At 70.6% G+C, this 26,397-nt stretch carries 22 protein-coding genes, 1 tRNA gene and 2 pseudogenes; 10 read left to right on the top strand and 15 right to left on the bottom strand.

Annotation, left to right across the window (positions count from 1 at the left end; all coding sequences use genetic code 11):
• Positions 1–513: 513 nt before the first annotated feature.
• Positions 514–3,732, bottom strand: a complete 3,219-nt coding sequence (locus FVA80_RS30160; RefSeq protein WP_147907108.1) for an SEL1-like repeat protein — start codon at positions 3,730–3,732, stop codon at positions 514–516.
• A 292-nt stretch (positions 3,733–4,024) separates the two neighbouring features.
• Here FVA80_RS30160 and FVA80_RS30155 point away from each other — a divergent pair, with 292 nt between their 5' ends.
• Positions 4,025–5,812 (top strand): acyl-CoA dehydrogenase C-terminal domain-containing protein, encoded by a 1,788-nt coding sequence (locus tag FVA80_RS30155; RefSeq protein ID WP_147907107.1) that lies wholly within the window; start codon positions 4,025–4,027, stop codon positions 5,810–5,812.
• Positions 5,813–5,961: 149 nt separating this feature from the next.
• Here the strand turns inward: FVA80_RS30155 and FVA80_RS30150 are convergent, their stop codons facing one another.
• The 5 genes and pseudogenes from FVA80_RS30150 to FVA80_RS30130 all read right to left on the bottom strand — a co-directional run bounded on the left by FVA80_RS30150 (position 5,962) and on the right by FVA80_RS30130 (position 8,453).
• The gene (locus tag FVA80_RS30150; protein ID WP_147907106.1) at positions 5,962–6,243 is read right to left on the bottom strand and encodes a type II toxin-antitoxin system YafQ family toxin; all 282 of its coding nucleotides are present in this window, start codon (positions 6,241–6,243) and stop codon (positions 5,962–5,964) included.
• Positions 6,244–6,340: 97 nt separating this feature from the next.
• A pseudogene (locus FVA80_RS31795) lies at positions 6,341–6,385 on the bottom strand (hypothetical protein); the annotation flags it as partial.
• A 186-nt stretch (positions 6,386–6,571) separates the two neighbouring features.
• On the bottom strand, positions 6,572–7,852 hold the full coding sequence (locus FVA80_RS30140; RefSeq protein WP_147907105.1) for an O-acetylhomoserine aminocarboxypropyltransferase: 1,281 nt from the start codon (positions 7,850–7,852) through the stop codon (positions 6,572–6,574).
• Positions 7,853–7,966: 114 nt separating this feature from the next.
• A complete protein-coding gene (locus FVA80_RS30135; RefSeq protein ID WP_147855183.1) occupies positions 7,967–8,182 on the bottom strand; it encodes a hypothetical protein in 216 nt (71 codons plus the stop codon).
• 28 nt (positions 8,183–8,210) lie between these two features.
• Complete coding sequence (locus tag FVA80_RS30130) at positions 8,211–8,453, bottom strand: hypothetical protein (RefSeq protein ID WP_147855182.1); 243 nt, start codon at positions 8,451–8,453, stop codon at positions 8,211–8,213.
• A gap of 251 nt (positions 8,454–8,704) precedes the next feature.
• Here FVA80_RS30130 and FVA80_RS30125 point away from each other — a divergent pair, with 251 nt between their 5' ends.
• Positions 8,705–8,905, top strand: a complete 201-nt coding sequence (locus tag FVA80_RS30125) for a hypothetical protein (protein WP_147907104.1) — start codon at positions 8,705–8,707, stop codon at positions 8,903–8,905.
• 155 nt (positions 8,906–9,060) lie between these two features.
• Here FVA80_RS30125 and FVA80_RS30120 read toward each other — a convergent pair.
• The 3 genes from FVA80_RS30120 to FVA80_RS30110 form a co-directional block, all read right to left on the bottom strand.
• A tRNA-Gly gene (locus FVA80_RS30120) sits at positions 9,061–9,135 on the bottom strand.
• A 108-nt stretch (positions 9,136–9,243) separates the two neighbouring features.
• The gene (locus FVA80_RS30115; protein ID WP_147907132.1) at positions 9,244–9,708 is read right to left on the bottom strand and encodes an NUDIX domain-containing protein; all 465 of its coding nucleotides are present in this window, start codon (positions 9,706–9,708) and stop codon (positions 9,244–9,246) included.
• 11 nt (positions 9,709–9,719) lie between these two features.
• Positions 9,720–10,415 (bottom strand): fumarylacetoacetate hydrolase family protein, encoded by a 696-nt coding sequence (locus FVA80_RS30110; RefSeq protein WP_147907103.1) that lies wholly within the window; start codon positions 10,413–10,415, stop codon positions 9,720–9,722.
• A gap of 135 nt (positions 10,416–10,550) precedes the next feature.
• On the opposite strand from FVA80_RS30110, the gene FVA80_RS30105 reads away from it, so the two are divergent.
• The gene (locus tag FVA80_RS30105; protein ID WP_147907102.1) at positions 10,551–12,002 is read left to right on the top strand and encodes an FAD-binding oxidoreductase; all 1,452 of its coding nucleotides are present in this window, start codon (positions 10,551–10,553) and stop codon (positions 12,000–12,002) included.
• Here the strand turns inward: FVA80_RS30105 and FVA80_RS30100 are convergent.
• The 5 genes and pseudogenes from FVA80_RS30100 to FVA80_RS30080 form a co-directional block, all read right to left on the bottom strand.
• Positions 11,999–13,051: a glycosyltransferase gene (locus tag FVA80_RS30100; protein ID WP_147907101.1), complete on the bottom strand. Its 1,053-nt coding sequence runs from the start codon at positions 13,049–13,051 to the stop codon at positions 11,999–12,001. The genes FVA80_RS30105 and FVA80_RS30100 overlap by 4 nt on opposite strands.
• Positions 13,048–13,965: a galactosyltransferase-related protein gene (locus FVA80_RS30095; RefSeq protein ID WP_147907100.1), complete on the bottom strand. Its 918-nt coding sequence runs from the start codon at positions 13,963–13,965 to the stop codon at positions 13,048–13,050. The genes FVA80_RS30100 and FVA80_RS30095 overlap by 4 nt, the downstream gene beginning before the upstream one ends.
• 48 nt (positions 13,966–14,013) lie before the next feature.
• On the bottom strand, positions 14,014–15,150 hold the full coding sequence (locus tag FVA80_RS30090) for a glycosyltransferase (RefSeq protein ID WP_147907099.1): 1,137 nt from the start codon (positions 15,148–15,150) through the stop codon (positions 14,014–14,016).
• A gap of 8 nt (positions 15,151–15,158) precedes the next feature.
• On the bottom strand, positions 15,159–16,073 hold the full coding sequence (locus FVA80_RS30085; RefSeq protein WP_187193552.1) for a galactosyltransferase-related protein: 915 nt from the start codon (positions 16,071–16,073) through the stop codon (positions 15,159–15,161).
• Positions 16,063–18,116 (bottom strand): annotated as a pseudogene (locus FVA80_RS30080) (HAD-IIB family hydrolase). Before FVA80_RS30080 ends, FVA80_RS30085 begins: the two are co-directional and overlap by 11 nt.
• A gap of 60 nt (positions 18,117–18,176) precedes the next feature.
• Between FVA80_RS30080 and FVA80_RS30075 the strand changes: the two are divergent.
• Complete coding sequence (locus tag FVA80_RS30075) at positions 18,177–19,217, top strand: glycosyltransferase family 4 protein (protein WP_147907097.1); 1,041 nt, start codon at positions 18,177–18,179, stop codon at positions 19,215–19,217.
• Positions 19,217–20,398, top strand: coding sequence for a glycosyltransferase family 4 protein (locus FVA80_RS30070; protein ID WP_147907096.1), 1,182 nt, complete (start codon positions 19,217–19,219; stop codon positions 20,396–20,398). The genes FVA80_RS30075 and FVA80_RS30070 overlap by 1 nt, the downstream gene beginning before the upstream one ends.
• On the opposite strand, the gene FVA80_RS30065 is transcribed toward FVA80_RS30070, so the two are convergent.
• Positions 20,386–21,339 (bottom strand): hypothetical protein, encoded by a 954-nt coding sequence (locus FVA80_RS30065; RefSeq protein ID WP_147907130.1) that lies wholly within the window; start codon positions 21,337–21,339, stop codon positions 20,386–20,388. The two genes, FVA80_RS30070 and FVA80_RS30065, sit on opposite strands and share 13 nt — an antisense overlap.
• Positions 21,340–21,459: 120 nt before the next feature.
• Here FVA80_RS30065 and FVA80_RS30060 point away from each other — a divergent pair, with 120 nt between their 5' ends.
• The 5 genes from FVA80_RS30060 to pdxA all read left to right on the top strand — a co-directional run bounded on the left by FVA80_RS30060 (position 21,460) and on the right by pdxA (position 26,362).
• On the top strand, positions 21,460–22,101 hold the full coding sequence (locus FVA80_RS30060) for a hypothetical protein (protein WP_147907095.1): 642 nt from the start codon (positions 21,460–21,462) through the stop codon (positions 22,099–22,101).
• Entirely contained in the window at positions 22,098–22,742 is a 645-nt protein-coding gene (locus tag FVA80_RS30055) for a hypothetical protein (protein WP_147907094.1), read from the top strand. Before FVA80_RS30060 ends, FVA80_RS30055 begins: the two co-directional genes overlap by 4 nt.
• 362 nt (positions 22,743–23,104) lie before the next feature.
• Positions 23,105–24,118 carry a 2-keto-3-deoxygluconate permease gene (locus tag FVA80_RS30050; RefSeq protein WP_147907093.1) on the top strand — a complete coding sequence of 338 codons (1,014 nt, stop codon included), beginning with the start codon at positions 23,105–23,107 and terminating at the stop codon, positions 24,116–24,118.
• Between the two features lies 1 nt (position 24,119).
• Positions 24,120–25,364 carry a four-carbon acid sugar kinase family protein gene (locus tag FVA80_RS30045; protein ID WP_147907092.1) on the top strand — a complete coding sequence of 415 codons (1,245 nt, stop codon included), beginning with the start codon at positions 24,120–24,122 and terminating at the stop codon, positions 25,362–25,364.
• Positions 25,361–26,362, top strand: coding sequence for a 4-hydroxythreonine-4-phosphate dehydrogenase PdxA (gene pdxA / locus FVA80_RS30040; RefSeq protein ID WP_147907091.1), 1,002 nt, complete (start codon positions 25,361–25,363; stop codon positions 26,360–26,362). Before FVA80_RS30045 ends, pdxA begins: the two co-directional genes overlap by 4 nt.
• The last annotated feature ends 35 nt before the right edge of the window (positions 26,363–26,397 follow it).

The raw sequence follows: 26,397 nt of genomic DNA, 5'->3' as shown, positions 1-26,397 counted from the left end.
CCATCCTCCGAGCCGCCGCACGGGCGGCCGCCACGCCGTATTTACGCGGGCGGGTATCGCCCGACCCGAGCGTTCACGCATCGCGTGAGACCGGTCAAGCTGGGATCAGGGCGGCAAAACACAGCAGGCGTCCGCCGGTTCTCGGACCACGCGTCCGGACCCTGAAACGCCCCACGCCGCGCCGCGGGACACACGGCTCGGGTGAGACCGTGGGTGCACGCACGGCGCGACGCGCCGGACGCGCCTCAACCCCGCGAAAGCACGCGCGGAAAGGGCAGTCTCGTTCATCGAGCGGGGGTGGATCGATGCGGCCACACGCCGTCATTCCGGGGCGCCGCAGGCGAGCCCGGAATGACGGGGCGGGTTATCAGGTATGGGGTATCGATCCTCAGGAACTGAATCGTCCAACCCATGTGGTCCGTAGACACACGGGCACGGAAGCGCATCGCCTCCCGCATCACCATCGAAGCCGAAAGCCGATGGCCATCGGCCGGGAGGAGGTTCGCGCGGCCGCTACGACTTGCGGGCCGGAGCGGTGAAGCCGTTCGGGCTCGGGGTCGGGGCACCCAGGAGCGACATCGGCGCGGTGATGCCGTCCTTCGCGGCGGGCGGCTCGTTGACGGCGGGATCGAGCTTGCGCGGCTTGAAGGTCGCCGCGAGGCTCTTGGCGCTGGCCAGGTCGGTGGGGCTGAGCTTGTTCGCCACGTCGTCGCGCTTCTTAGCCGCGTCGTCGTCGCCCTGTGCTGCGGCGGCCGAGAACCATGCGTAGGACTGCACCAGATCCTGCGTCAGGCCGAGGCCGCGGGCGTAGAGCACCGCCAGGTTGTACTGGCTGTCGCGCACGCCGAACTCGGCGCCCTGTCGGAACCACGAGGCCGCCGAGGCGAAATCGGGCTTGCCGTTGGCGGCGGGGTTCTCAGCGTAGAGCACCGCCAGATTGTGCATCGAGCGGGCATGGCCCTGCTCGGCGGCCCGGCCGTACCAGAGCTTCGCCTTGTCGAGGTCCCGGACCACGCCGGATCCCTTCTCATAGTGACCGGCAAGCTTGTACTCGGCCGGGGCATAACCGGCCCCTGCCAGCTTCTCGAACAGCTTCGCGGCCACCGAGAGGTCGCGGGGCATGCCGCGGCCGTCCGCTTCGCGCGCTGCCAGATCCCAGATCGCCGTGCCGTCGCCGTCCAGCGCCGCCTGCTTCACCTTGGCGAGGGCCGGCGGAACCGTGCCCAGATCCGCCTGCAGGGTGTTCATGCCCGAGACCTGCGGCACAGCAGCACGGACGGCGGCCGCCCGCGCCTCTGCGGGAAGCGGCGTCGGCAGGGCCTGCGTGGTCACCGGGTCGGCCACCGGCGGCTTCTGCGCCGGAGCCTCTGCGGCGGTCTCCGGGCGGACGTCCCGGGCGGGCTCGGCCCGGCTCGGGGCGACCTGCGAGGTCTGGACCGTGCGCGGTGCCTCGTCGGGGGCACGCATGCTGATCGCCTGGAGCGCGCCCAGAGCCAGCACGATGGCGGCGAGGCCGAGCAAGAGGGGCCGCCGCCGGCGGTTGATCTCCGCCCGCAACCGGCTGAGCCGGCTCTCACCCGCGGCTTCCGGCTCGCTCTCGGCCATGCGGGCGCGCAGGTCCCGGCGGTCGGCCGGCGCCTCGGCGGCGAGTTCAGCCTGGGCGGCCTGGGCGGCGCGACGGGCGGCCGCGATGAAGCTGGTCTTGATGTCGGCTTCGCCGCCGGCCTCCGGAACCGGGCGGCCGCGCGCCGGATCGGCCGAACGCTCCCGCGCCGGCCGGCGGATGGCGGTGTCACGGACCGCGCGCGGCTCCCGGCCCGGACGGCCGCTGCCGGGTTCCAGCAGGTCGTCGGCCAGGCGCGACGCGTCGGATGCCGCGACCCGCGCCTCAGGGCTGGTTGAGGTCAGGAGCCGCTCGTCCAGCGACGGTGGGCGCGCGGCGGTCGAATCGGCTGGGCCGAGCCGGTTGACGAGGCGCTCCAGGGCGGACTGGACGCCCTCCAGGGTGGCGCCGAGCCGCTGGTCCGAGGCGATCTGCCGGGCCTGCATGTCGGCCAGGCTCGCCCGCAGGAGGCCGATCTCGCCGAGCTCGGCGCTCGGCAGGCCGGAGCCCTTGAGGGTCTGGGCCACGGCGTTGCGCGCGGCGCGCTCGACGACGGCCTCGCTCGGCGCCGATTCGCGCAGGGCCGCAACCTGCTGCAGCAGGTCGTCCATGGTGCGCTCGAGGCCTGCCAGGGCCGGATCGCCGCTACGGGGGGCATCGAGCCGGCCCGCGAGCGAGACGACCTGCTTCTCCAGGGCGTCGAGGCCCTCGTTCTCCGGGCGGCTGCCGACCTGATCGACCTTCTCGGCGAGGCTGCGCAGCATCGCGTGGATCGAGGCCATGTCGCCGGCCTGAGCCGGATCGGACGCTTCGGCGCGGTCGTACCGCTGATCGCGGGTGTAGAGGCCGTCGACCTTGTCGGCCAGCGTCTGGATCTGCTCGGCGATGGCGGCCGAGGCGCCGGTGCGGACATCGCTGCGGATCTCCTCCAGCAGCGGGCGCAGGCTGGCCTCGCTGCCGATGCGCTGGAGCTGCGCGATCTGTGCGCTCACGGCCTGTAGGCTGTTGGCCAGACTCTGGATCCGCTCCGGGCCGGCCAGGGCGCCGATCAGGCGGCGGATCTCTTCGAGCTCCGCGAACAGACCCGCCAGCGTGTGGCCGTCCGAACCGGCCTGTCCGGCCGCGGCGACGCTGTCGAGGCGCTCGGCCAGGCGGCGCACGTCGTCGGCCACGCGGGTGTGGACGTTCTCGGCGACCTCCTCGGCCAGCCGCTCGACCTGGGCCCGGACCTGCTCGACCGGCGCCGCGATCGCGGCGAGGTCGGTGCCGACCTGCGCCCGCTCGATGCCGTGCGCGAGCGAGGTCACGGCCTGCTCAAGTGCCCCGACATCGCGGCTGGTCGCCAGCTGATTGATCGCCTCGCGCAGACGCACGGTCTCGCTCTGCAGCTCGGACACAGCGGCGGACGGCGCCGCCATATCCTCGACGCGCGCCTCGAGGCGGCGGGCGAGGTCCATCCGCATGCTCGCCACGACGCCGCCATCGGACCGGCCTGCGGCGAGCGCGCGCTCACCGACGCCCTCCGACAGCTCACGCTGGCGCTGGCGGATATCCTGGACGGCGTTGCGGATCTCGACCGCATCCGGCCGGCCGCGGCGGCCGGCGGGGCGCCCGGAGGCCATCTGCTCGCCGAGCTGCGACATCCGCCGCTCGATGTCGCCGAGACGCTCGGTCACCTGCTGGACCGGCGCCGCCGTCAGGGCGCGCTCGATCCGGGTCTCGATCTCGGCCAGGCGCCGGGTCTCGGCCTCCTGGGTCAGGCGCCGCTCCTCGTCCAGGGTCCGGTTCAGTCCGTCGATCCGGCTCATCAGGGCGGCGAAGCCCTGGCCATAGGAATCTGGGCTTGGCTCCTGGCGGGTCTCGGACGTCCGCTCGAACCGGGAGCCGCCCGGCTGATCCATGATATCCGCCTGCCGGTCGCTCTCGAGCCGGCTGTCCGGGCGCGCGGTCTGCTCGGCCCGCTGCTGGCGGCGGCGCTGCCGGCGGTTGCCCTGCAGGCCCTGCTGCTGCGGCACCACCGAGGCGATCCAGGTCTCGAGCGGGACACCCGCCCGGGCCGCGACGTCCCGGGCGGCGTCAAGCACCTCCGGGTCGAAACTGTCGAGCTGCGGCATGGCGTTGCGGGTCATCGGAGGCCTGTCGTCGGCAGCGTTCGGCGTTGATCCTGTTCGCGGGGCGGGACCGAGAGACGGTATCCACGGAACGCGGGCGCCGGATCGTTCGGGGCGACCTTTAACTTTCTTGGTAAACACACGGTTAAGGCGAGGCCGGCCCAGTAATCTTCGGCGCTGACGTGCAAGCCCCTGACACTTCCCGCGCACGCGACCGCAGAACCGTTGCTCCGGAGCCGGGGGCGCGCTTAGATGCTGGCAAACGGGCGGGCCGATGTCGGCGATCAGCCCGGCGAGGGGGAATCAGGTCATGCCTCACTATCGCGCCCCGGTCGACGACACGCTGTTCCTGCTGAACGACGTCTTGGGCTTCCATAACCGGGACAACCTGGCCGGATTCGCAGACGCCTCCCCGGACGTGGTCGAGGCGGTGCTGCGCGAGGGCGCGAAGCTCGCCGAGGAGGTGCTGGCTCCGGTCAACCGGGTGGGCGACCTCGAGGGCTGCCGCCGCGAGCCCGACGGCAGCGTGCGCACGCCGACCGGCTTCAAGGCCGCCTACGATGCCTACGCGAAGGGCGGCTGGATGGGCCTCGCAGTCCCGGAGGCGTTCGGCGGCCAGGGCCTGCCGCACACCGTCAACACGGCGATGCAGGAATTCGCCTCGGGGGCGAACCTGGCGCTGGGGATGTATCCGGGGCTGACGCAGGGCGCGATGGCCGCGCTCCTGGTCCACGGCACCGAGGCACAGAAGGCGCTCTACCTGCCCAAGATGGTCGAGGGCGCCTGGACCGGCACCATGAACCTGACGGAGCCGCATTGCGGCACGGATCTCGGCCTGCTCAAGACCAAGGCGGTGCCGAACGGCGACGGCTCCTACAGCCTCACCGGCACCAAGATCTTCATCTCGGCGGGGGAGCACGACCTCGCGGAGAACATCGTCCACCTGGTCATCGCCCGGATCGAGGGTGCGCCGGCCGGGACCAAGGGCATCTCCCTGTTCGTGGTCCCGAAGGTGCTGGTGAACCCTGACGGGTCGCTCGGCGCCCGCAACGGCGTGTCCTGCGGCTCCCTCGAGCACAAGATGGGCATCCACGGGAACAGTACCTGCGTGATGAACTACGACGGCGCCACGGGTTGGCTGGTCGGGCAGGAGAACCGCGGCCTGAACGCCATGTTCGTGATGATGAACGAGGCGCGGCTCGCGGTCGGCGTCCAGGGGCTGGGCCAGTCCGAGGTCGCCTACCAGAACGCTGTTGCCTACGCGAAGGACCGGCTCCAGGGCCGGGCGCTGACCGGCGCCAAGGCCCCCGACAAGGCCGCCGACCCGATCCTGGTCCACCCGGATGTCCGCCGCACCCTGATGCAGATCCGCGCTTTCAACGAGGCCGCGCGCGCCCTCATGCTCTGGACGGCCCTCCAGGCCGACATCCTGCACCGGTCCGAGGATGCCAAGGAGCGCCAGACGGCCGACGACCATCTCGGCCTGCTCACCCCCGTGGTGAAGGGCGTGCTCACCGATCGGGGCTTCGCCAACGCGGTTGAGGCGCAGCAGCTGTTCGGCGGCCACGGCTATATCGAGGAGTGGGGCATGTCGCAGTTCGTGCGCGATGCCCGCATCGCCATGATCTACGAGGGCGCCAACGGGATCCAGGCCATGGACCTGATCGGCCGCAAGCTGCCCAAGGACGGCGGCCGGGCGATGATGACCTTCCTGGGCGAGGTCCAGACCTTCCTGAAGGACCATGCTGAGGATCCCGCGATGGCGCCGTTCACCCAGCCGCTCCAGGCCGGGCTGAACGACCTGCAGGGCGCCGTCATGTGGCTGATGCAGAACGCCTTCTCGAAGCCCGACAATGCCGGCGCCGGGGCGACGGACTTCATGCACCTCTTCGGCCTCGTGGCTTTGGGCTACATGTGGGCGCGGATCGCCAAGTCGGCGCTCGCCAAGCAGGCCGAGGAGGCCTCCCCCCGCTGGGCGGCCAAGCTCGCCACCGGCCGGTTCTTCATGGAGCGCATGCTGCCGGAGACTGCCTTGCGCCTGGTGCGGATCAAGGCGGGCTCGGAGTCCACGATGGCGCTGGCGGACGAGGTTTTTTAGGCGCCCGCCGATGGCCGGCTCAAAAGCCGGCTGTCACGCGTGGCAAAACTCCACGGACGGTCGCGAGCGGCGCGGTTTCGCAAGATCCTGCCACGAAGCGACCACTTCGCGACCGTCCTTCCGGGTGCCGTTGTGGCAACGCGACGGCGTCAAAGGCCGAGTTCAGCCTGTGAGCCGAGACGAACCAGCTTGATCGACTGCGCATCCGGCAAGCGATGGAGCAGCACGAAATCCGGTTTGATGTGGCAATCGCGATGATCGCGCCAGTTGCCGACCGGAGTGGGATCGCGATAACGGGCGTCCAGCGTCTGATCGACCATCAAAGCATCGATTACGGGCGACAGATCTGCAACCCGCGTTGCGCGATAACGCCCCTTCATCTCGCGCCTGTAGTCCCGCCTGAACTGGCCGGTGCGTTCCATCGTCCGCATCGAGGTCGGCCATTGATGCGGCCACGCTGTCGAACCGAACCAAGCCGCCCCGCCGCGCTTTCTCCATGGCGGCAAGGGTCGTCAGGTTCGGAATGAGCGGCTTGAAGGGCGGAGCCTTGTCGCGCGCGACACGGACCAGCATCAGCCGGACGGCATCGGCACCGTCAGGCCTATCGTAGCCGGGACCGCAGCTGCCTCTTCCTCCGTGGCTGAGCCGATACTGGACGGGATCAGCGTGTCAGCCATGGGGTCGACCTCCTGCCTGCATCACACCGTGATGCCGCGGACGAGCCGGCGCCATAACACCTCGACGTGTCTCTGGCCGCTCTCAAGCCCCCAGCGCACCGTCCAGATCCTCGATCAGATCCGCCGGATCCTCCAGGCCGATCGACAGCCGCACCACCTCAGGGCCGGCGCCGGCGGCGGATTTCTGGTCGTCGGTGAGCTGGCGGTGCGTGGTGGAGGCCGGGTGGATCACCAGCGAACGCGTGTCGCCGATATTGGCCAGGTGCGAGAACAGCTGCAGGTTCGAGACCAGCTTCACCCCGGCCTCGTAGCCGCCCTTCAGGCCGAAGGTGAAGACCGCGCCGGCGCCGTTGGGCGTGTAGCGCTTGGCCAGCGCGTGGTAGCGGTCGGTCTCCAGGCCCGGGTAGCTGACCCAGGACACGGCCTCGTGCTGCGCCAGGTGCTTGGCCACCACCAGGGCGTTGTCGGAATGGCGCTGCATCCGCAGGGGCAGGGTCTCGATGCCGTTCAGGATCAGGAAGGCATTGAACGGCGAGAGGGCCGGGCCGAGATCGCGCAGGCCGAGCACCCGGCACGCGATGGCGAAGCCGAAATTGCCGAAGGTTTCGGCGAGCACCATGCCGGAATATTCCGGCCGGGGCTGGCTCATCATCGGGTAGCGGGCGTCCCCCGCCCACTGGAACGAGCCGCCGTCGACGATCAATCCGCCGATCGAATTGCCGTGCCCGCCCAGGAACTTGGTGGCCGAATGCACGACGATGTCGGCCCCGTGCTCGAACGGTCGGATCAGGTACGGCGTCGCCATGGTGTTGTCGACGACCAGCGGGATGTTGTGCTTCTTCGCGACGTCCGAGAGCGCCTTGATGTCGGTGATGACCCCGCCCGGGTTGGCAATCGACTCGCAGAAGATCGCCTTGGTGCGCGGCGTGATCGCCGCCTCGAACGAGGCCGGGTCGTCGTTGTCGGCCCACGCCACCGACCAGCCGAAGTTCTTGTAGGAGTGATTGAACTGGTTGATCGAGCCGCCATACAGCTTGTTCGAGGCGATGAACTCGTCCCCCGGCTGCATCAGCGCGTGCATGGTGAGGAACTCGGCGGCGTGACCCGAGGCCACGGCGAGCGCCGCAGTCCCCCCCTCCAGCGCCGCGATGCGCTCCTCCAGCACGGCGTTCGTCGGGTTGGTGATCCGGGTGTAGATGTTGCCGAAGGCCTGCAGCCCGAACAGCGAGGCCGCGTGATCGACGTCGTCGAACACAAAGCTGGTGGTCTGGTAGATGGGCGTGGCCCGCGCGCCCGTGCTCGCGTCGGGGGCGGCGCCCGCATGGATCGCCAACGTGTTGAAGCCGGGCAGGCGGTCGGTCATCGTCAGGTCTCCTCGCACCGTCTCGCCTGTATGCCCGCGCGGGCGCGGGGCGCAAGGTTCGACGAAGGCCCGGCGGTTGATGCCCCCGGCCCCGTCCGTTCCTAGGCTTCGTGCCTATGCCTCGTGCGCGGCGCCGATATCGACATGGGGCTGTCCGGCATCGACCAGGGCGCGGTCCACGGCCTCGATCGCCAGCAGCGTCCGGGTGAGGTCTTCGGCCATGGAGATCGGGGCCACGTCGATCCCGCCCAATCGCTTGGCGATGGCGTTCCGCTGCCGCGCCAGGGCGCCGCGCGCGCGCTTCAGGTCTTCGACCTCGTCGAGGGTCATCCGCAATCCCTTTCCTGGCCCGGGCCGTTCAGTCGCCGGGCGTCCAGTCGATGGTCGGCCGCTGCGCCAGCATGCGGTCGAAGTAGTTGGCCACCGCCTGAGCCCCATCCGTGTGCATCATCGCGACGGGATGCGCGAGGTAGGCACGGGCGAGATCCATCGGAATCTGGCCGGACTGGAGGGCTTTCAGTACCTCGTCGATGAACGCGTCGTTGGCGTCGTTGAAATCCCCCGACAGCTTCTTGCGGTCGTTGAGCGCCTTGATCGGCATGCGGTGTCCTCTGGTGCGAACGGTAATCGGCGACGAGTAGGTTTGCCGGCGGGCGCGGACATCCTGAGCGGCGAGTCGCGAGATGGACGGCGTGCCTCGACGCGCCGCCCCGATCGAACCTGCGTTGCCGTCAGGCTCGTCCGAGGCGCCGACGGGCCGATCCGACAATTGCGAGCGTGTGATTCCACACTTAAGTAATCACGTGCGCCGGTCGATCGGAGCGGATGTCCGGCGTGGAACGTTTACGATCCATGTCCATCGATCTGATACCCGCCCATAGCGTCGAAGTCATTCCCTGCGCGCGCGATCCGCGCTGCTACCGCTGGGTCATCCGCGCCGGCGGCGGAACCGTCGTGGAACGCTCTCCCTACGCGTTCGTCACGCAGAACGGCGCCCGGATCTCGGGAGAATGCTGGATCCGCGAGCACTTCGCCGACGGCGTGCGCGGCTGAGCGCGGAGCCGCGTCAGGCATCGTCCAGCGCACGACAACGTTCCGGTACGGCCGGCCAACGCGCATCCAAGGATATGCGCGCGGGCGCCACATCGGTCGCAAATGCAAAAAACGCCCGTCGGGCGTTTTGCAAAGATTTGGTTGGGAAGAAAAACTGGAGCGGGCGAAGGGATTCGAACCCTCGACCCCAACCTTGGCAAGGTTGTGCTCTACCCCTGAGCTACACCCGCTCACTAGTGCCTGGCCGCCTGGACTTTCGTGCCGGCGGCCCCCGGCGCGGCTCTCTAAACACCATTCCGCCGGGCGACGCAAGCGTCTCTTTTGCGGTTCCTGTCGATTCACCAATCCGGGTCGGGTGCGAGCCCCTGCCGGATCTCCCGGAGCCGCGCGGCGGTCGCCCGGGTGGTGCCCTCGGGGAGCGCATCCACCGGGAAGAACCCGAAGGCGGCGATCTCGCGGTCGGGGGTCTTGTCCCGCAGCACCGTGAAGGCCGATAGGACGAACACAGCGACGTGGTCCCGGGGCGCCGCCCCGGCGTTCCGGTAGAGCCCGTGGAGGCGCAGGGGCGCAGCGGCGGCGATCTCAGCCTCCTCGCGAAATTCCCGCTCCATGGCGGCGACCGCAGTCTCGCCACGCTCGACGCCTCCGCCAGGCAGGTGCCAGCCGCTGACGTAGGTGTGCCGGACCAGGGCTACCCGTCCCCGCGTATCGAGGGCGACGCCGCGCACGCCCAGCGTCATGCCCCGGGACGCGAGGGCCCCGAGGTGGAACAGGCGCCGGAGGAGCGGCCGGTCGAGGAGCATGGTGCGCGCGGTCACACGACGTCGAGGGTCATCTCGCCAAGGCCGGCGATCGCCGCGACCATGCGCTCGCCGCGCCGGACCGGGCCGACGCCCGACGGCGTGCCGGTGAAGATCAGGTCGCCGGGCTGCAGGGTGAAGTAGCGCGACAGGTAGGCGACCTGCTCGGCGACCGACCAGATCATGTCGGCGAGGTCGCCCGTCTGGCGGATCGCGCCGTCCACCGAGAGCGTGATCGCGCCCTTGGCCGGATGGCCGATCGCCGAGGCCGGAAACAGCGGACCGATCGGGCCGGAGCCGTCGGCCGCCTTGCCGAGGTCCCAGGGCCGCGACAGCTTCTTGGCCTCGTCCTGAAGGTCGCGCCGGGTCATGTCGAGGCCGATCGCGTAGCCGTAGACCTGGTCGAGGGCGGTCTCGGTCGGGATGTCGCTGCCGCCGCCGGAGAGCGCGGCCACGAGCTCGACCTCGAAATGGTAGTTCTGCGTCTGGGGCGGATAGGTGTGCGGCGTCGGCTCGGCGCCGACGATCTGCAGGGCGTCGGCCGGCTTCATGAAGAAGAACGGCGGCTCCCGGTCCGGGTCGGCGCCCATCTCGCGGGCATGGGCGGCGTAGTTGCGGCCGACGCAGTAGACGCGGCGCACGGGGAACAGGTCGGTGCTGCCGGCGATCGGCAGGGCGATCCGGGGGGGATTCTGGATGACGGAGAGCATCGCGGCCTCTGGGGTGGAGCGTGCTGGAAACCGGGCGCGGGTGCCCCGGGCGTGCAGGAGCGTTGTAAAGCCTGCCGGGGCCCGCGCCATCCCGGCGCTTGCAACCGGCGCCGGCTGGCCTACAAAAATTCAGTGATGACGCCCCCTTCCCTCTCCCACGATACGCTGCTCAGCGCCCTGCGCGACGGGATCGGCGCGCGCCACGTGCTCACGGAGCCCGAGGACCTCGCGCCCTACCTGATCGAGAGCCGCAAGCTGTTCACGGGCGCGGCGCTGGCCGTGCTGCGGCCCGGGAGCACCGAGGAGGTTGCGTTCGCAGTCCGCGCCTGCACCCAGGCCGGCCTCGCCGTGGTGCCGCTGGGCGGCAATACCGGGCTGACCGGGGGCGGCGTCCCGCAGGGCGGCGTGGTCCTGTCGCTGGAACGGATGGCGCGCCTGCGCGCGGTCGATCCGGTCGACGCCACGATCACGGTCGAGGCCGGGATGATCCTCTCGGAGGTTCAGGACGCCGCCGAGCGGGCCGGCCTGCTGTTCCCGCTCTCTTACGCGTCCCGGGGCTCCGCCCGGATCGGCGGGGGCATCGCCACCAATGCCGGCGGCATCGCCGTGCTGGCCTACGGCAACGCCCGGGACCTCGTCCTCGGGCTCGAGGTGGTTCTGGCCGACGGGCGGGTGTGGAACGGGCTGCGGGCGCTCCGGAAGGACAATGCCGGCTATGACCTGAAGCAGCTGTTCATCGGGTCCGAGGGCACGCTGGGGATCGTCACCGCGGCGGTGCTGAAGCTGTTCCCGCGTCCCCGCTCGACCAGCGTCGCCTTCGTCGGGCTGGACTCGTCCCGCGCCGCCCTCGACCTGTTCGTCTTCCTGCGCACGCGGATGGACCGCGACCTCACCGCCTTCGAGTACCTGCCGCCCTTCGCCCTGGAGATCGTGCTGCGGCACGTCCCGGGCACGGTCCGGCCGCTCTCGGGCGATCACGGCGCCTACGCGCTGATCGAGGTGTCGTCCGCGCGGCCCGACGCCGACACGCGGGCCGAACTCGAAGCCGTCCTCGGGGAGGCCCTGGAATCAGGATCGATCGCCGACGCGGCCATCGGGGCGAGCGGCGCCCAGAACGCCGCGCTCTGGGCCCTGCGCGAGGGCGTGCCGGAGGCGCAGACCCGGGAAGGCGCCTCGATCAAGCACGACGTTTCGGTGCCGCTCTCGACGCTGCCCGCGTTCCTGGAGCGGGCGAGCGCGGCCTGCATCGCGGTGATGCCGGGCCTGCGGCCCTGCGGCTTCGGCCATTTCGGCGACGGCAACATCCACTTCAACCTGACGCAGCCGGCCGGGCTGGATCGCGCCGCGTTCCTGGCGGAATGGGGCCGGTTCAACCGCATCGTGCATGACATCGTGCACGAACTCGGCGGCTCGATCGCGGCCGAGCATGGCGTCGGCCTGATCAAGCGCGACGAGCTGGCGCATTACGCCGACCCGGTCGGGCTCGACCTGATGCGCCGGATCAAGGCGGCGCTCGATCCCGAGGATCGGATGAACCCCGGAAAGGTGATCCCGAACCCCGACGGGGCACCGCCGGCAAAGCCCTAGCCGCGCGCCTGCGCGTAAAGCGCCTCGCAGCGGTCGAGCCAGAGGTCGCGGGTGAACAGGCGCGCGACCCGGGCCTGCGGGATCGGGCGCGGGATGGCCAGCGCCGTGCCGATCGCACGGGCCAGCCCGGCCTCGTCCCCGGCCGCCGCGAGGCATCCGGCCTCGCCGACCACCTCCCGGGCCGCGCCCATGGCGAAGCCCGCGACCGGCAGGCCGCAAGCCATCGCCTCGATCGCCACCAGACCGAACGGCTCGTCCCAGCACGGGGTGAACAGGAAGACCGAGGCGCGGCCGATCTCGGCGGCGAGCGCCCGGCCGTCGAGATGGCCGCCGTAGCGGATCGGGCCGCCGAGCTGCGGGGCGATCCGGTCCGCCCAGTAATCCGGCTCTTCGACCGGGCCGTAGAGCGTCAGCGCGATGCCGGCGCGCCGGGCCGCCGCGATCGCGTGGTGGGCGCCCTTGATCGCCGCAAGCCGCCCGGACCAGACCGCGCTGCCGTCGCCGCGCTCCCGGAACGGCCAGGCCGCGGGGTCGACGCCGTTATGCAGCACCGACACCTCCGGCGGTGCGCCCTCCGGCCACCAGGCCTGCCCCTGCGCCCGCGACGTCACGGTGATCCGGTGACCCGGGCCAGGGCTGTCGTGAACGAACCCGCGCAGGGCGTCGTAGGGCGGCACGTGCAGGGAGGTGACGGTGGGGACCTGCGCGGTCCGCCGGCGCTCCAGGGGCAGCCGGCTCAGGCTGTTGTTGTGCAGCACGTCGAACCCGCCCGCCGCGATCCGGTCGCAGGCGGCGGCGTAGCCGTCATCGACAGAAGCCCGCAGCCCCGGATCACCGCGATGCTCGAGACCCGGGAAGACGCGCTCGTGGTGCTCCGGGACCACGGCGTCGATCGCGAAGCGCGGATCGCTGTCGCCGGACGCGAACAGCACGACGTCGTGGCCGCGGGCCGCCAGCCCCTCGGCGAGGTGCCAGCTATGGGCCTCCATACCCCCCGTGAAGGGCGGCGCGACCGGGTGGCGGATATGAGCGAGGAGCGCAATCCTCACGCGGTCGCCGCCGCGCCGACCCGGGATTCCAGATACCGGATGACCGACGCCGAGTTTGTGTAGGGCTGGTGGCTCTGCTGCCCGGTCAGGGCGAGGTCGTCGGCGTCGGGCCGGCGCAGGATCCGGATCGGCTGGTCGGGCGTGTCGTCGATCAGGCCCATGACCCGGAACGCGTAGAGCCAGTGGCCCATGGTCCGGTAGCCCCACTTGGCCTCGAACAGCTCGGCGTTGCGCACGACGCTGTCGAGGTGGTGGACCGGGGGCATGTGGTGCGGGTGGTACTGGTGATAGGCCAGCGCGCCCTTGATCCAGGCGATCGGGGTGCCGCTCTGGTCGAGGATCTTGCCGAAATCGGTGTCCTCGCCGCCATAGCCGGCATAGCGCTCGTCGAAGCCGCCGAGCGCCAGGAAGGTGGCCCGCCGGATCGCGAAGTTGAGCGACCAGAAGCAGCGGTAATCGTTGCACATCTCGATGCCGGAAGCCGGCGGTCCGCGACGGTCGGAATGCCGCTCCGCGCTCGCCGCCAGGTCGGCGTAGCGCCAGGCGCCCGCGGTGGCGCGCTCGGGCAGGTGCAGGACCTCGCCCATCAGCAGGCCGTCGAGCTCGGCGAGCCCGCGCGCGTAATCGGCCACGAGGTCGGGGGCCGGGATGCAGTCCACGTCCAGGAAGACGATGCCCTCGCCGGTGGCCGCGCCCACGCCGCGGTTGCGCGCGGCCGCGAGCGGCAGCTCATGTCCGGAAACCCGGATCTGGCGCACCGGAAACGACGTCTCGGGCAGGTCGTAGAGCTCGTCCTGCATCACCGCGACGATGAATTCGGCGGGGGCCTGCGTCTGGCGCTCCAGGCCGCGCAGCACGTTGCGCAGATGCGCCGGCCGGCCCTTGGCCAGGGTCACGACGGAAACGGTGGACATGCGACAGTCGGGCTCCGGGGGGATGATGGACGGGGTGGCGGCGGGGGATCAGCCGGTCGCGACGACGCGAAGCGGACCCGGCTCTTCGGCGCCCAGCCAAAGCGCGTCGGTGAGCCCTTCGAGCCAGTCGGCGGCGCGGAATGCGGCGTCCGGGGCGTAGAGGCCGTGCAGCACGGAGCCGTCGAGGACGCGGGCACGAGCCAGGAGGTCGCGCCAGCCCTGGAGGTCGCCCGGCCAGGCCGGAGCCTGGACGGCGGCCCCGAGCCGGACCAGGGCTTCGGCCTTGCGGGTCTGCTCGGCGAAGTAGCGCCATTCCGGCATCACGATCAGGCGGCCGCCGACCCGGGCGACCTCGTGGACCGTGTTGTCGCCCGCGGACGCGATGACGATGTCGGCGGCCGCCAGATAGTCGGTGACCGAGGGCACCCAGCCGAGTTCGCGCAGGTTGGCGAAATCGGTCTCGTGACCCTCGCGGTGGGTCGGCCCGAGGGTCAGCCACAGGGCGTCGGGCTCGGCCCGCGCCGCCACGGTGAGCGGCGCGTAAGGCGTGCCGCTGCCGCCGCCGCCGGTCACGGCCACGACGATCTCGCGCTGCGGGTCGAGGCCGAGCTTCGCCCGCGCCTCGGCCCGGTCGGGAATCCGGTCGAGGCTGGTGCACAGGCCGCCGCTGTAGAAGGTCTTGGCGCGCAGCGCCGCCGGGTAGTCCGCCTGCTCCAGCCGCGCGTCGAACGGCGCCAGCATCCCGACGCAGGCCTCGTAGGCGCCGACATGTCCGATATCGGAGCGGTCGCCGTGCATCCGGATCTGCACCGCCGGCACGCTGGCGATCCGGGCGAGCAACGCGATTTCGGCCGAGACGTCGACCACGAACAGGCCGACCTCGCGCGCGTCGAGATGATCGAGGATGGTCCGCATGGTCCGGCGCATCGGGGCGAGCCCCAGGGGCACGCAATGCATCACCTGCGGGGTCGGCTCGGCGTAGAGGCGCGCGGTCGGCACCGCGGCGCCGATCATGTCGGGCAGGGCCACGATCTCGATGTCGCGGGAGAAACCGTCGAAGAGGTGGGGGCCGGCGGTCAGCACTGAGACCGGCCGGTCACGGGCAAATTCGGCGGCGACCGCCATGGTGCGGTTGGCGTGGCCCCGTCCCTGGTGGTGGACGAAGAACGCAATCGGCTTCTTCATGGTCTGCTTCATGAGAACAGGGCGCCGGGACGGAGGGAGGCGACCACCTCCGGGGCGGTCGGCTTGCGGATCAGGCGGATTACCGGGGCGGCCTCGCTCCAATCGATCAGCCCGGCGGCGCGGAACTGGTCGAGCCAGTACGTCATGCACCAGCGCCCGTGGCGGGCGTGGAACCGGACGGCGTTGGCCAGGATCGGCGCGAAGTGCTGCAGGGGCGGCACGTGGACCGGGTGGTGCTGATGGTAGGCACGCGCCCCTGCGACCCAGTCGGTCGGCAGGCCCGTGGCGGCGAGGCGGGCGGCGAAGTCGGTCTCCTCGCCGCCATAACCTGTAAAGCCCTCGTCCATGCCGCCGACCGAGCGCCAGGCCCGAGCCGGCAGGGCGAAGGACAGCCCCCAGAGCTGGCCGGGATCGGGCTCCCGGCGCAGCCCCGTCTCCGGCACCGGAGGCCGTGCCGGGTGGGGGCGGCCGAGGCTGTCGAGGGCTGAGTCGTCGAGATCGGACGCGTCCAGCGCCGGCCCGGCTTCCGGCGGCAGGTACAGAACCTCGCCGAGGAGCAGCCCCCCGGCGCCGGAGGCGGCCGCCGCGTAGGCGCCGACCAGGCCGGAGGCCGGGATGCAATCCACGTCGAGGAAGACCAGCAGGTCGCCGGCGGCGGCCTCGGCGGCGCGGTTGCGCGCGGCGGCAAGCGGCATCGGCTCGCCCGGCACGTGGAGATGACGCACCGGGCAGCCGGGATCGGGCAGGCCGGGGGCGGGCTCGGGCTGCATCCAGGCGATCACCAGCTCGCGCGGGCGCACGGTTTGCCGGGCGAGGCCGCGCATCAGGTTGCGCAGGCATCCGGCCCGGCCGCGCACGAGGGTCAGCACGCTCGGCGCGGGCGTCGGCGATACGGCCTCAGGAGGCTCAATGTCAGGAAGCATTTGCCAGCATCCGGCGGAAATGCGCCACGCCCTCGATGATGCCGCGGGCATGCGAGGCACGGGCGACGTAGGAGTGCTGCAGCGCCGCGTTGCTGGCGAGGTCGTCGGAATAGTTCGCCACGATGATCGCCTGCACCCGCACGCGCAGCATCTCGATGTCGTTGCCCGAATCGCCGGCCACGAACACCGCCCGCTCCGGCAGGCCGTAGAGGGCGCGGACATGGTCCACCGCGGTGCCCTTGGAGGCTGCCGCCGGCAGGACATCGAGGTAGCGGTCGTGGCTGTGGATCACCCGGGCATCGAGACCGGATTCGGCGAGATGCGCTTCGACCTGGCGGGCCGCGGCATCGCCCCCGAAATAGCTCAGCTTGTACGGGCGTTGCTCCAGCGGACCCTGCGGTAGGAGCCCCGGGATGCCGGCGAGCGCCGCGCGCACCGCCTCCCGGTTCCAATCCGCCGCGATCGCCTCGCGCCAGGCGGCATCGGCCGTGTAGGTCACGCCGTTGGCGTCCAGGTGGTAGATCTCGGAGCCGACCGACGTGATCATCACCTGGGGTCGGGGGCTCGCCTGCTGCTCCAGGATCGCCATGGCGCTGTGGAACGAGCGACCGGTGGCGACCCCGAAGGCCAGGCCCGCCTGCTCGCTGCGCCAGCGCCTGAAGATGCCGAGCGCGGCCTCGCAGCCGACCAGGGTGTTGTCGATATCGCAGACCAGCAGCTGCGCAGGCGTCCGCAGGGGCGGCTCTGGGGCGAGCAGGGCCCGCAGCAGGGCGTGGTAGCGCGCGGCGTGCCGGTCCCAGTCGTAGGCGGCCGCGGCGCGGCCCCGCCGGCCACGTAGCGGGCGCGCAGGGCGGGGTCGGACAGGATGCGCAGGCAGGCTTGCGCGATCGCCGTGGGGTCACGGGGATCGACCAGCAGGCCGTTGCCACAGGTCTCGACGATGTCGTTGGGGCCGCCGCTGTCGGTGGCGACCAGGGGCAGGCCGGCGGCCGACGCCTCCAGCAGCGTCAGGCCGAACGGCTCATTCAGCGCCGGATTGACGAAGATCCCGCCGCGCTCCCGGGCATAGGCGTAGATCGCGGGCACGTCGTCGGGCCTGTGCGTCTTCGGGTAGGCCACGCGGCCGTACAGGTCGTAGCGGTCGATCAGCACCAGCAGGTCGCGCATCGTCGCGGCCATGTCGCCGTCGAGGGCGTCGATGTCGCCGCGGGTGCCGGCCACGATCACCAGGTTGGCCCGGGCCTGCAGCTCCGGGCTCTCGCCATAGGCCTCGACCAGGGCCGCCAGGTTCTTGCGCGCCACCGGCCGGGCCAGCGCCAGCAACAGCGGCTTGGCGGGATCGTCTAGGAAGCGGTCGATCAGGGCATCGACCCGCGGATGCGGCTCGGCGGCGGCGAAGCGCGCGAGGTCGCTGCCCGGCGGCACGACGCGGACGCGGCCGGGATTGTAGGATTCGTAGCCGGCATACTGGACTTCGGCCTCGTCCCTGGACGAGGCGATGACCAGGGTGGCCCGGGCGAGTGCCGCCTCCTCGGTGGCGATCCGGCGGGCGAGGTCGGGGGCTCCGTCGGCGTCACCACCGAGCATCGCGGCCTTGACCCGCCCGAGGGAGTGGGCGGTGAACACGAACGGGATCGCCAGCCGCGCCTCGACGATCGCCGCCACCGCGGCGGCGTCGGCGTAATGGGCGTGGATCAGGTCGGGCGCGCGCGCCTGCCCGGCGATCCAGGCGATGAGGTTCTCGGCGAAGCTCGCGACTTCGGCGTGCATCGCCTCCTTGGACCGGTAACCCGATGCCGCGCTCGGGAGCCGCACCAGCCTGACCTTGTCGGAGATCCGCTCTTCGGGCACGGCGTAGTCCGGGCCGGGCGATCCGTGGAACAAGCGGGTCGCCACCACGATCTCGGCGACGCCGAAATCCTGGGCCGAGGCGGCGACGAGATCCAGCAGGTAGCGGATGTGGCCGCCGGTATCGGCGGTCAGGCCGTAGACGACATCGCGGCCGCGCAGGCAGCCCTGCAGGGCGACGTGCAGGACGAACATCAGGCGTTTGCTGAAGCTGTCGACCGCGCCTGCCAACTTAACTTATGTGAAGAGGGCGTCGTGATCCGTGTTGCCCAAGTCGCGCCGAACATTTTTCCCGTTCCCCCAAACCATCACGGCGGCACCGAGCGGGTTGTGCACGATCTCAGCACGGCGCTTCGAAGCTTGGGCGTGGAAATAACGTTATTTGCCTCCTCGGACAGTGCGACAGACTTACCCCGTGTCGGCGATTACCCGAGCCTCGCGGCCCTGGAACAACGCCACGGCGGGGTCGCGCCCGGGGTTCCGGCGGTGCTCGACGCGCTGCAGCTGGAGGCGCTGCGGCTGCGGCTGCCCGATTTCGACATCGTGCATTGCCACGGCGAGTTCGCGCACGCGGCGCTGCTCGGCGCGGCCCGAACGCGCAGCCTGACCACGGTGCATTGGCGGGTGGACGAGCTCGACCGGGCGCTGTTTTTCGCCGGCTTCCCCGATCTTCCGGTGGCGGCGATCTCGGCCGCGCAGGAATCCGGCATCCCGGCGTCCAACCGCGCCGGGATCGTGCATCACGGCATCGATCGGGACCGCTACGCTTTCCGGGCCGAGCCGGAGGCGCATGTCGCCTTCGTGGGCCGGATGACCGACCAGAAGCGCCCGGACACCGCGATCCGCGTCGCCCGGGCGGCCGGGATGCCGATCCGTCTCGGCGGCACCGTCGATGTCGGCAACCCCGCCTATTTCGACCGCCAGGTCCGCCCGCTGCTCGGGCCCGACGCGACCTATCTCGGGCCGGTGGACGATGCCCAGAAGGGTTCGCTCCTGGGTAGCGCCCGGGCGCTGCTGTTCCCGATCGACTGGCCCGAGCCGTTCGGGCTGGTGATGATCGAGGCGATGGCCTGCGGCACCCCGGTGGTGGCCTGGAACCGCGGATCGGTCCCGGAGATCGTCGAAGACGGCGTGACGGGGTTCATCGTCGAGTCCGAGGCGCAGGCCGTGAAGGCTATGCGAAGAGTCGCCAGCCTCGACCGAGCGCACATTCGAAGAACCTTCGAAGAACGCTTCACCGCCGAGCGCATGGCACGCGATTACCTCGCACTCTACCGTCGCCTGCTCGCCCGCTGATGCGCACGGCGCTCCTGGCCTGGGACTACCCGCCATCCCCTAGCGGCCTCTCGACGGCGGCCCGCGAGATCGCCGAAAGCCTCGCCGAGGCGGGCACCGACGTCACGGTCTTCACCCTGGACCGGACCGGCCGGGAGCGGGTCGGCGGCGTCACCGTGCTCGGTATCGCGATACCGCCTGAGAGCCTGCTGTCGCGACTGCGCCTTTGGGGCACGGTCGGTCATCTCGCGGCGCCGCTGGCCTTCCGGAAATCGGTGCTGGCTGAGCACGCCCGGGCGGCGTTCGCCGTCGTCGAGGCGACGAACTGGTACGCCCCGGCGGTGCTGCTCACAGGCCGCTGGGACCTGCCCATCGTAACCCGCAGCTCGACGCCCGCCGCCTTCACCCGCGAAGGCCGCCCCAACCTGCGCAATCGCCTCGACGGCGCCGCCGCCGACCGACTGGAGCGCCGGCAGGCCAGAAGCAGCGCCGGGTTGATCGCCAACACGGCGGCGCATGCCGGTGTGATCGCCCAGGCCTACGGGCTGTCGGGTGGGAGGCCGGAGGCGGTCATCGGCCTCAGCCTACTGCCGGAGATCGCGGCCGCCGCCCGGGCGGCGCCTTATCCGGCGGACGGGGCGGGACCGGTGCGGCTGCTGTTCGTCGGCCGGGCTGAGGCGCGCAAAGGCTTCGACGCCCTGCTCGACGCCATGGCGATCCTGGCTGCAGAACAGGTGCGAGGCGAGTTTCCGCCCTTCTCGCTCGAACTCGTCGGGGTCCCCCCGGGCGACCTGCCGGCGGACCTGTCGGATGCCGCCAGGAGCCGCATCCGGGCTCGCGGCCGGATCGACGCGGAGGGCCTAGCCGAGGCCTATGCGGGCGCGCACGTCGTCCTGGCGCCCTCGCGCTACGAAAGCTTCGGCCTCGTCTACCAGGAGGCCCTGGCCTATGGCCGGCCGGTGGTGGCCTGCGCCGAGGATGCGAGTGCCCGGGCCTTCGTCGGCGCCCCCGAGGCGGGGCCGCTGGCGCGAGCGGCGACCGGCCCCGCCATTGCCGAAGCTCTGCGCCCGCTCCTGCGTGATCCCGCCCTGCGTTCGGCCTACCGAGCCCGTGCGCTGACGGCGGCTGGCCGGTTCGACCGGGCGAGCCTCGGACGCGAAACCCTGGACCTCTACCGGCGGGCGATCGATCAGGCGCGGTAGGGTCTCAGCAGCGCCCCCCGCTCGTCCGGCCGCCCGCGCCCCGGATCCAGCGCCTCGTAGTGCTGGGAGCGTGCCCGGACATGGGCACCGCTGAGTGCATGGTCGATCGCTCCGTGGAGCGCGATGAAGCTCCGGGGCCAGCCGCCGGGCAGCGCCGGCCGCTCGTGCACGCGGCCGACATAGCGCGTCCCGGCCCGGTTCAGCCGGTACTGCACGTCCGGGTAGACATCCGACAGGATGCCGTCGACACGATTGCGCCGGGGAAGCCCAACCGACACGACGTCGCCGGCCTCGGCGAGCGCTGCCAGCGCTGGAAGATGCTTACCGGTCTCGGGATCCAGGACCTCGTCGGCGTCGAGCTGCAGCATCCAGTCGTTGCGGGCGAAGTCCTGCAGAGCGTTGCGTTGGGCGGCGAAATCGCCCGCGAGGGGACGCGCCGCCAGCCGCACGGCGCCGGGAGCGAAGCCCGGAACATCAACGGCAAGGGCCGGGGCAGCCGGCGCATCCAGCAGGATCGCGATATCCGAGATCCAAACGGCCTGCGCCGGCAGCGCCGCCAGCACGGAGTCCCGCTCGGCGGGGCGGCAGATCACCCCGAGCGAGACCGGACGCCGCTCCGCGCCATCGAGGTCGTACAGGGCGCCTTGTGCGGCGCGCACGCTGTGCGGTTGGAGCAGCGCGATGCGATCAGCCGGGCCGAGGGGACGGATCCCGCGGCCGAGCCGGGTTGCGGCGCTGCGCAGGGTGTAGAGGTCGAGGCCGTAGCCCGCCTCCGGGTCGGGAACGAAGACGGGCGCGGCGAGCCGCCCAGCAAGATCCCGCCAGCATCGGTCGGCGTCCGCATCCGGATCGATCAGCACGCCGCAGGAGGCACACCCGATTGTGAACAGTCGCCGCCACCCGCCCGGGAAATCGAGGACCCGCGCGTTCGGCGCCAGCATGTCGGCGGCGCAAACGAAGCAGCGGCGTGGGGGCTTCACCGCGCGCTCCGGTTTGTCGCGGCGCCCTGGCGACGCGGAGCCGGTGCCATACCTTGGCTGTTCCTCGCGACCCAGCCGCCCATGTCCATCGCCCTCGACTCCCTCCGCCCGGAGCGCGCTGACCCGCGCGCCTCCATCGCCATCGTCGGAAACGCGCCCGGGATCGGACCGGTCGCGCGCACGATCGACGCGGCCCACCAAGTCGTGCGCTTCAACAACGCCCCGGGCTTCGGCGGGCGCACAGGCTCGCGCGTCACGCATCTGGCCCTGGTCAATCGCGGCGGGCAGATGCGGGAATGGCTGGCCGATCCAGGCTTCCTGGACCGCCCGGTGGTCCGGCAGGCAGAGGCGTTCATCCTGCCGTTCCCGATGCTGCCTGCCGAAGCGAACGCGCCTGAACCGATCTGCTGGACCCGCGAGGCGCTGGCGCTGCTGCGGCCCCTCGGCAAGCCAGTCCATCTCCTGCCCGAGGCCCTGCACGACGAGGCGAGGCGCCGGCTCGCGCGCGGCACCAACGATTGCCCGAACCCGAGCACCGGCTTCCTGGTGAGCCTCGCACTGCTGCTCGACCGCCCCACGGATTCTGGTGAGGTGAACATCCACGGCTTCGGCTTCGCGGGGTGGCCCGGCCATCCCTGGGCAGCCGAGCGGGCCTGGTTCGCAGAGGCCGCAGCAGCCGGGCGCCTGCGCCTGCACCCACCCGAGGCGTCGGACGCATCATGACCACGCTGATCACCGTCCTCAGGAGTGGCGGGCGCTACGATGCGACCTGGGTCGAGCGCCTAGCCCAGGGCGTGCGCCGCCACGCGCCGGCCTTCGACCGGTTCCTCTGCCTGACCGACCTTCCGCTCGATGTAGCGGGTGTCGAGCGGGTACCGCTACGGCACGGCTGGCCGGCCTGGTGGGCCAAGATGGAGGCGTTCCGTCCGGGCCTCGTGCGCGGCACGGCTCTGCTGTGCGATCTCGATACCGTCCTCACCGGACCGGCCGACGCCCTGGCCGAGCCCGGCTTCGCCGCCATGGAGGATTATTTCCACCACGGCCGGCTTTCCAGCGCCCTGATGCGCTGGGACGGGGACGACCTCGCCGGCCTCTACGCGACCTTCACGGCCGATCCCGCACGCTGGATGGCGGCCGGTTCCTGCGGCCCGGTCCCGAACGCGGTGCATGGAGACCAAGTCGTGATCGATCACCTGCTCCGCCGAGACGGCCGCTATCCGGATTTCATCCAGAACGTCCATCCGGGCCTGTTGGATTTCTATGATCCCCGTCGCGAGGCTCATGGCCCAGTCGTAATCTTCATCGGCGCTGCGAAGCCGGATACGGCTACCGGTCCTGTTCTCGACGCATGGAAGCATATTTAACATACTCTGAAGTCCGTCACACCCAAATATGACAGTTGAAAATATCAAATAATACCTCGCTGAAATTGATCGATACCGGCCATTATACCTTGAGTTACTATGAACACAGCGCCTCGATAGACCCTGTCCCAGCCATCAGCGCTGCGGACAGTATCCGCAAACCTGGGTTGACGGCGGTGCTTGTGCCACGCCGAGGAACCTGAAGAAGGCGTTGCGGACGGGAATGGCGGGTCCGATCCGTGCGCGAAATACGCATCCGAATTGACGATTTGCGCGGAATGCGCAATTTGTTCGCCATGCGTGGTGGGTATTGCCGCCCGTCATACAAAAATTCGCGCGCATTACGCAGGGAGGAAACGAGCATGCAGATCCCGATCAAGCGGGCGATCGAGCGTGTCCCGGGCGGCATGATGGTCGTGCCCCTTCTCACCGGCGCGTTGATCGCGACGTTCTTCCCAGGAACGCCGAAGTATTTTGGCTCTTTCACGGGGGCGCTGTTCTCGGGTGCGCTGACGATCCTGGCCGTCTTCTATGTCTGCATGGGTGCGAGCATCGATTTTCGCGCCACCCCTTACATCGTCAAGAAAGGTGGCACCCTGCTCGTCGTGAAGATCGGGATCGCCTTGATCCTGGGGCTGATCTTCGGACGGGTTCTCGGTGAGGCGCCGGTTGCCGCCGGAATGTTCGCGGGGCTGTCCACCCTGGCCATCGTCGCAAGCATGAACGACACGAATGGCGGTCTCTACATGGCGCTGATGGGCCAATACGGGCGCCCGCGCGATGTCGGGGCCTACACGGTCATGTCGCTCGAGAGCGGCCCCTTTCTGACGATGGTGACGCTGGGCGTCGCCGGCCTCTCGGCGTTTCCCTGGCAGACGCTGGTCGGCGCGGTTCTCCCGCTCCTCGTCGGCATGATCATCGGGAACCTCGACCGAGAGATGCGCGCGTTCCTGAGCCGCGCGATTCCGGTGATGATCCCGTTCTTCGCCTTCGCCCTCGGGGCGGGCCTCGATCTGACCAAGGTGTGGCAGGCCGGCCTGCTGGGCTTGGCGATGGGGGTCGCGGTCGTGGTCCTCACCGGGATCCCGCTGTTCCTCGCCGATCGCCTGACAGGCGGCACCGGCGTGGCGGGCGTTGCCGCCGCATCGACGGCCGGCAATGCCGCAGCCGTGCCGGCGATCGTGGCCGCGGCCAATCCGGCCTACACGGATGCCGCCGGTCCCGCGACGATCCTCGTCGCCGCCTGCGTCGTCGTCACGGCGATCCTGGTCCCGATCGTCACGGCCTGGACCGCGCGGGTCGTCGGCCGTGGAGAGGACGAGACGGAGGCGCTCGATGGAGAGCCCGTTGGTCCCGTGCCGGTCAGCCGTGCCTGAGATGAGCGCGCGCTGGCTCATCCTCGCCGACGATCTGACGGGCGCCGCCGACTGCGCGATCGCGTTCCGACGGCGTGGGAGCGCGGCTGCGGTGATCTGGGGCGATGCGGCTCCGGACGATCGGGTTCCGATCCTGTCGTACGATGCGGACAGCCGCAATCTGTCCGCGCAGGCCGCAGCCGGGCGCCATGCCGCCCTGTTGCAGCGGCTGCACAGCGCGGATCGACGCCTGTTCAAGAAGATCGATTCGACGATGCGGGGGCAGCCCGCCGCCGAGAGCGCTGCAACGCTGGCGCATCTGCGTAACTGGTCCGGTCAACCGGCCTTCGGCGTGCTGGCACCGGCTTTCCCCGCGACGGGCCGGACCACGGTGGACGGCCGGATGCGGGTCGGCGGCCGTCCGTTGGAAGAGGCGGAGGTCTGGCGGCGCGATCATACCTACGCCAGTGCCGACCTCGGCGCGATGCTGGCGACTGCCGGGACACGGGCCAGGACGATCTCCCTGCCGACGGTGCGCAGCGGCTGTCTTGCCGAAGTGCTGGCGGAGGCTGCCGCCGGTCCTGACGAAATCGTCGTCTGCGATGCCGAGACCGACGACGATCTGCACCGTATCGCCGAGGCCGGCCTGGCAGCGACGCCGTCGGCCTGCTTCATCGGCAGTGCCGGGCTGGCGCACGCACTTGCGGCCGCCGGGCCGAAGGCTGCGCGCGAGCCGGTCCGGATCAGGCCGGACAGGCGCGGCACGCTCCTCGTCGTCGGTTCACTCGCCGAAGTCTCGCGCGCCGGTGCCAAGCGTCTCGTTGCCGACGGTGCCGTGGCGCATCTGCCGGTCTCCCCGGAGACATTGCTGGCCTCCGAAGGCCAGGGGCATCTGACGGCGGAGCTCGCGGAACGGCTGACGGCTGGTCAGGATGTCCTGGTCGAGATCCTGATCGGCGCCGACCCCGACATGAGTCTCGGGCCCCGGCTCGCGCACGGGCTCGCAGACGCACTGGCGCCGATCGCGGAGCAGATCGGGGCGCTGGCGGCCACGGGCGGCGAGACCGCGGCGGCGCTGTTGACGCGCTTCGATATCCACGGAATCCAGCTGGCCGACGAGATCGAGCCGGGCGTCTCGCTCGGCGTCACGCTGGGCCGGCTTTCGATCCCTATCGCCACGAAAGCCGGGGCGTTCGGCGATACCGATAGCCTCACGCGCATTCGTGACCGCCTGCGCAGAGCGCGAATTGAAGGAAGCCTGACATGACCCGTCCGACCATCGCCATCACCATGGGCGATCCCGCCGGCATCGGGCCGGAGATCATCATGAAGGCGCTGGCGCATCCGGAGGTCCACGCGGTCTGTCAACCACTGGTGGTCGGCGATGCCGGGCGCCTTCGTCATGCCGGACGCATCGTCGGAGCCACGATCAGCGTCGACGCGCTCGCCGATGCCGGCGACGCGACGTTCGACACCGACGCGGTCCAGTGCATCGATCTGAAATGCGTGCCCGACGACCTACCGTTCGGAAAGCTGTCCCCGATCGCCGGCGAGACCGCCTATCGCTGCATCGCGGCGGCGGTGGAGATCGTCCAGGCGGGTCAGGCGCAGGGGATCTGCACAGCGCCTCTGTCGAAGGAAGCGCTGCACGCGGCGGGTCACAAGTTTCCCGGCCACACCGAGATGCTGGCCCATCTCACCGGGACGCCGGAAGTCTCGATGATGCTGGTCTCCCCCAAGCTGCGAGTGATCCACGTCACGACCCATATCGGCCTGATCGACGCGATCGCGCGAATCGAGCCGGGACTCGTCGAGCGCGTCATTGCCCGCGGGCACGCGGTGCTGGTGAAGGCCGGCATCGCCGAGCCGAAGATCGGCGTCTGCGCCATCAATCCGCATGCGGGCGAGAACGGTCTGTTCGGTCATGGCGAGGAGGCGGAGAAGATCACGCCGGCGGTCGAGGCCTGTCGCGCCAAGGGCTGGGACGTTCGTGGCCCCCTGCCGGCCGACACACTGTTCTTCCTGGCCGGTCGGGGCGATTACGACATGGTGGTCGCCATGTATCACGATCAGGGTCATGGCCCGATCAAGGTCTTGGGTCTCGAGGCCGGGGTGAACATCACGGTCGGGCTTCCGGTGATCCGCACCTCGGTCGACCACGGGACGGCCTTCGACATCGCCGGGACGGGTGTCGCGGATGAGCGCAGCCTCATCGAAGCCCTGCGGCAGGCGGTCGAGCTGGCGCCGAAACCATCCGCGGCTTGACAGGATCGCCGGGACGGATGGAAGCGCCTCCTGTC

Source organism: Methylobacterium sp. WL1 (assembly GCF_008000895.1).
Classification (GTDB): Bacteria; Pseudomonadota; Alphaproteobacteria; order Rhizobiales; family Beijerinckiaceae; genus Methylobacterium.
Note: the sequence above shows the minus strand (reverse complement) of the source record. Positions and strands in the feature narration are given on the sequence as shown.

Coding starts and splice junctions, on each gene's coding strand:
- pdxA (WP_147907091.1), top strand. CDS start 25,361: ATGACCCGTCCGACCATCGCCATCACCATGGGCGATCCCGCCGGCATC.
- FVA80_RS30130 (WP_147855182.1), bottom strand. CDS start 8,453: ATGCCGATCAAGGCGCTCAACGACCGCAAGAAGCTGTCGGGGGATTTC.
- FVA80_RS30090 (WP_147907099.1), bottom strand. CDS start 15,150: ATGAAGAAGCCGATTGCGTTCTTCGTCCACCACCAGGGACGGGGCCAC.
- FVA80_RS30085 (WP_187193552.1), bottom strand. CDS start 16,073: ATGCTTCCTGACATTGAGCCTCCTGAGGCCGTATCGCCGACGCCCGCG.
- FVA80_RS30155 (WP_147907107.1), top strand. CDS start 4,025: ATGCCTCACTATCGCGCCCCGGTCGACGACACGCTGTTCCTGCTGAAC.
- FVA80_RS30050 (WP_147907093.1), top strand. CDS start 23,105: ATGCAGATCCCGATCAAGCGGGCGATCGAGCGTGTCCCGGGCGGCATG.
- FVA80_RS30140 (WP_147907105.1), bottom strand. CDS start 7,852: ATGACCGACCGCCTGCCCGGCTTCAACACGTTGGCGATCCATGCGGGC.
- FVA80_RS30055 (WP_147907094.1), top strand. CDS start 22,098: ATGACCACGCTGATCACCGTCCTCAGGAGTGGCGGGCGCTACGATGCG.
- FVA80_RS30105 (WP_147907102.1), top strand. CDS start 10,551: ATGACGCCCCCTTCCCTCTCCCACGATACGCTGCTCAGCGCCCTGCGC.
- FVA80_RS30060 (WP_147907095.1), top strand. CDS start 21,460: ATGTCCATCGCCCTCGACTCCCTCCGCCCGGAGCGCGCTGACCCGCGC.
- FVA80_RS30045 (WP_147907092.1), top strand. CDS start 24,120: ATGAGCGCGCGCTGGCTCATCCTCGCCGACGATCTGACGGGCGCCGCC.
- FVA80_RS30135 (WP_147855183.1), bottom strand. CDS start 8,182: ATGACCCTCGACGAGGTCGAAGACCTGAAGCGCGCGCGCGGCGCCCTG.
- FVA80_RS30150 (WP_147907106.1), bottom strand. CDS start 6,243: ATGCGGACGATGGAACGCACCGGCCAGTTCAGGCGGGACTACAGGCGC.
- FVA80_RS30070 (WP_147907096.1), top strand. CDS start 19,217: ATGCGCACGGCGCTCCTGGCCTGGGACTACCCGCCATCCCCTAGCGGC.
- FVA80_RS30125 (WP_147907104.1), top strand. CDS start 8,705: ATGTCCATCGATCTGATACCCGCCCATAGCGTCGAAGTCATTCCCTGC.
- FVA80_RS30160 (WP_147907108.1), bottom strand. CDS start 3,732: ATGACCCGCAACGCCATGCCGCAGCTCGACAGTTTCGACCCGGAGGTG.
- FVA80_RS30095 (WP_147907100.1), bottom strand. CDS start 13,965: ATGTCCACCGTTTCCGTCGTGACCCTGGCCAAGGGCCGGCCGGCGCAT.
- FVA80_RS30115 (WP_147907132.1), bottom strand. CDS start 9,708: ATGCTCCTCGACCGGCCGCTCCTCCGGCGCCTGTTCCACCTCGGGGCC.
- FVA80_RS30110 (WP_147907103.1), bottom strand. CDS start 10,415: ATGCTCTCCGTCATCCAGAATCCCCCCCGGATCGCCCTGCCGATCGCC.
- FVA80_RS30065 (WP_147907130.1), bottom strand. CDS start 21,339: ATGCTGGCGCCGAACGCGCGGGTCCTCGATTTCCCGGGCGGGTGGCGG.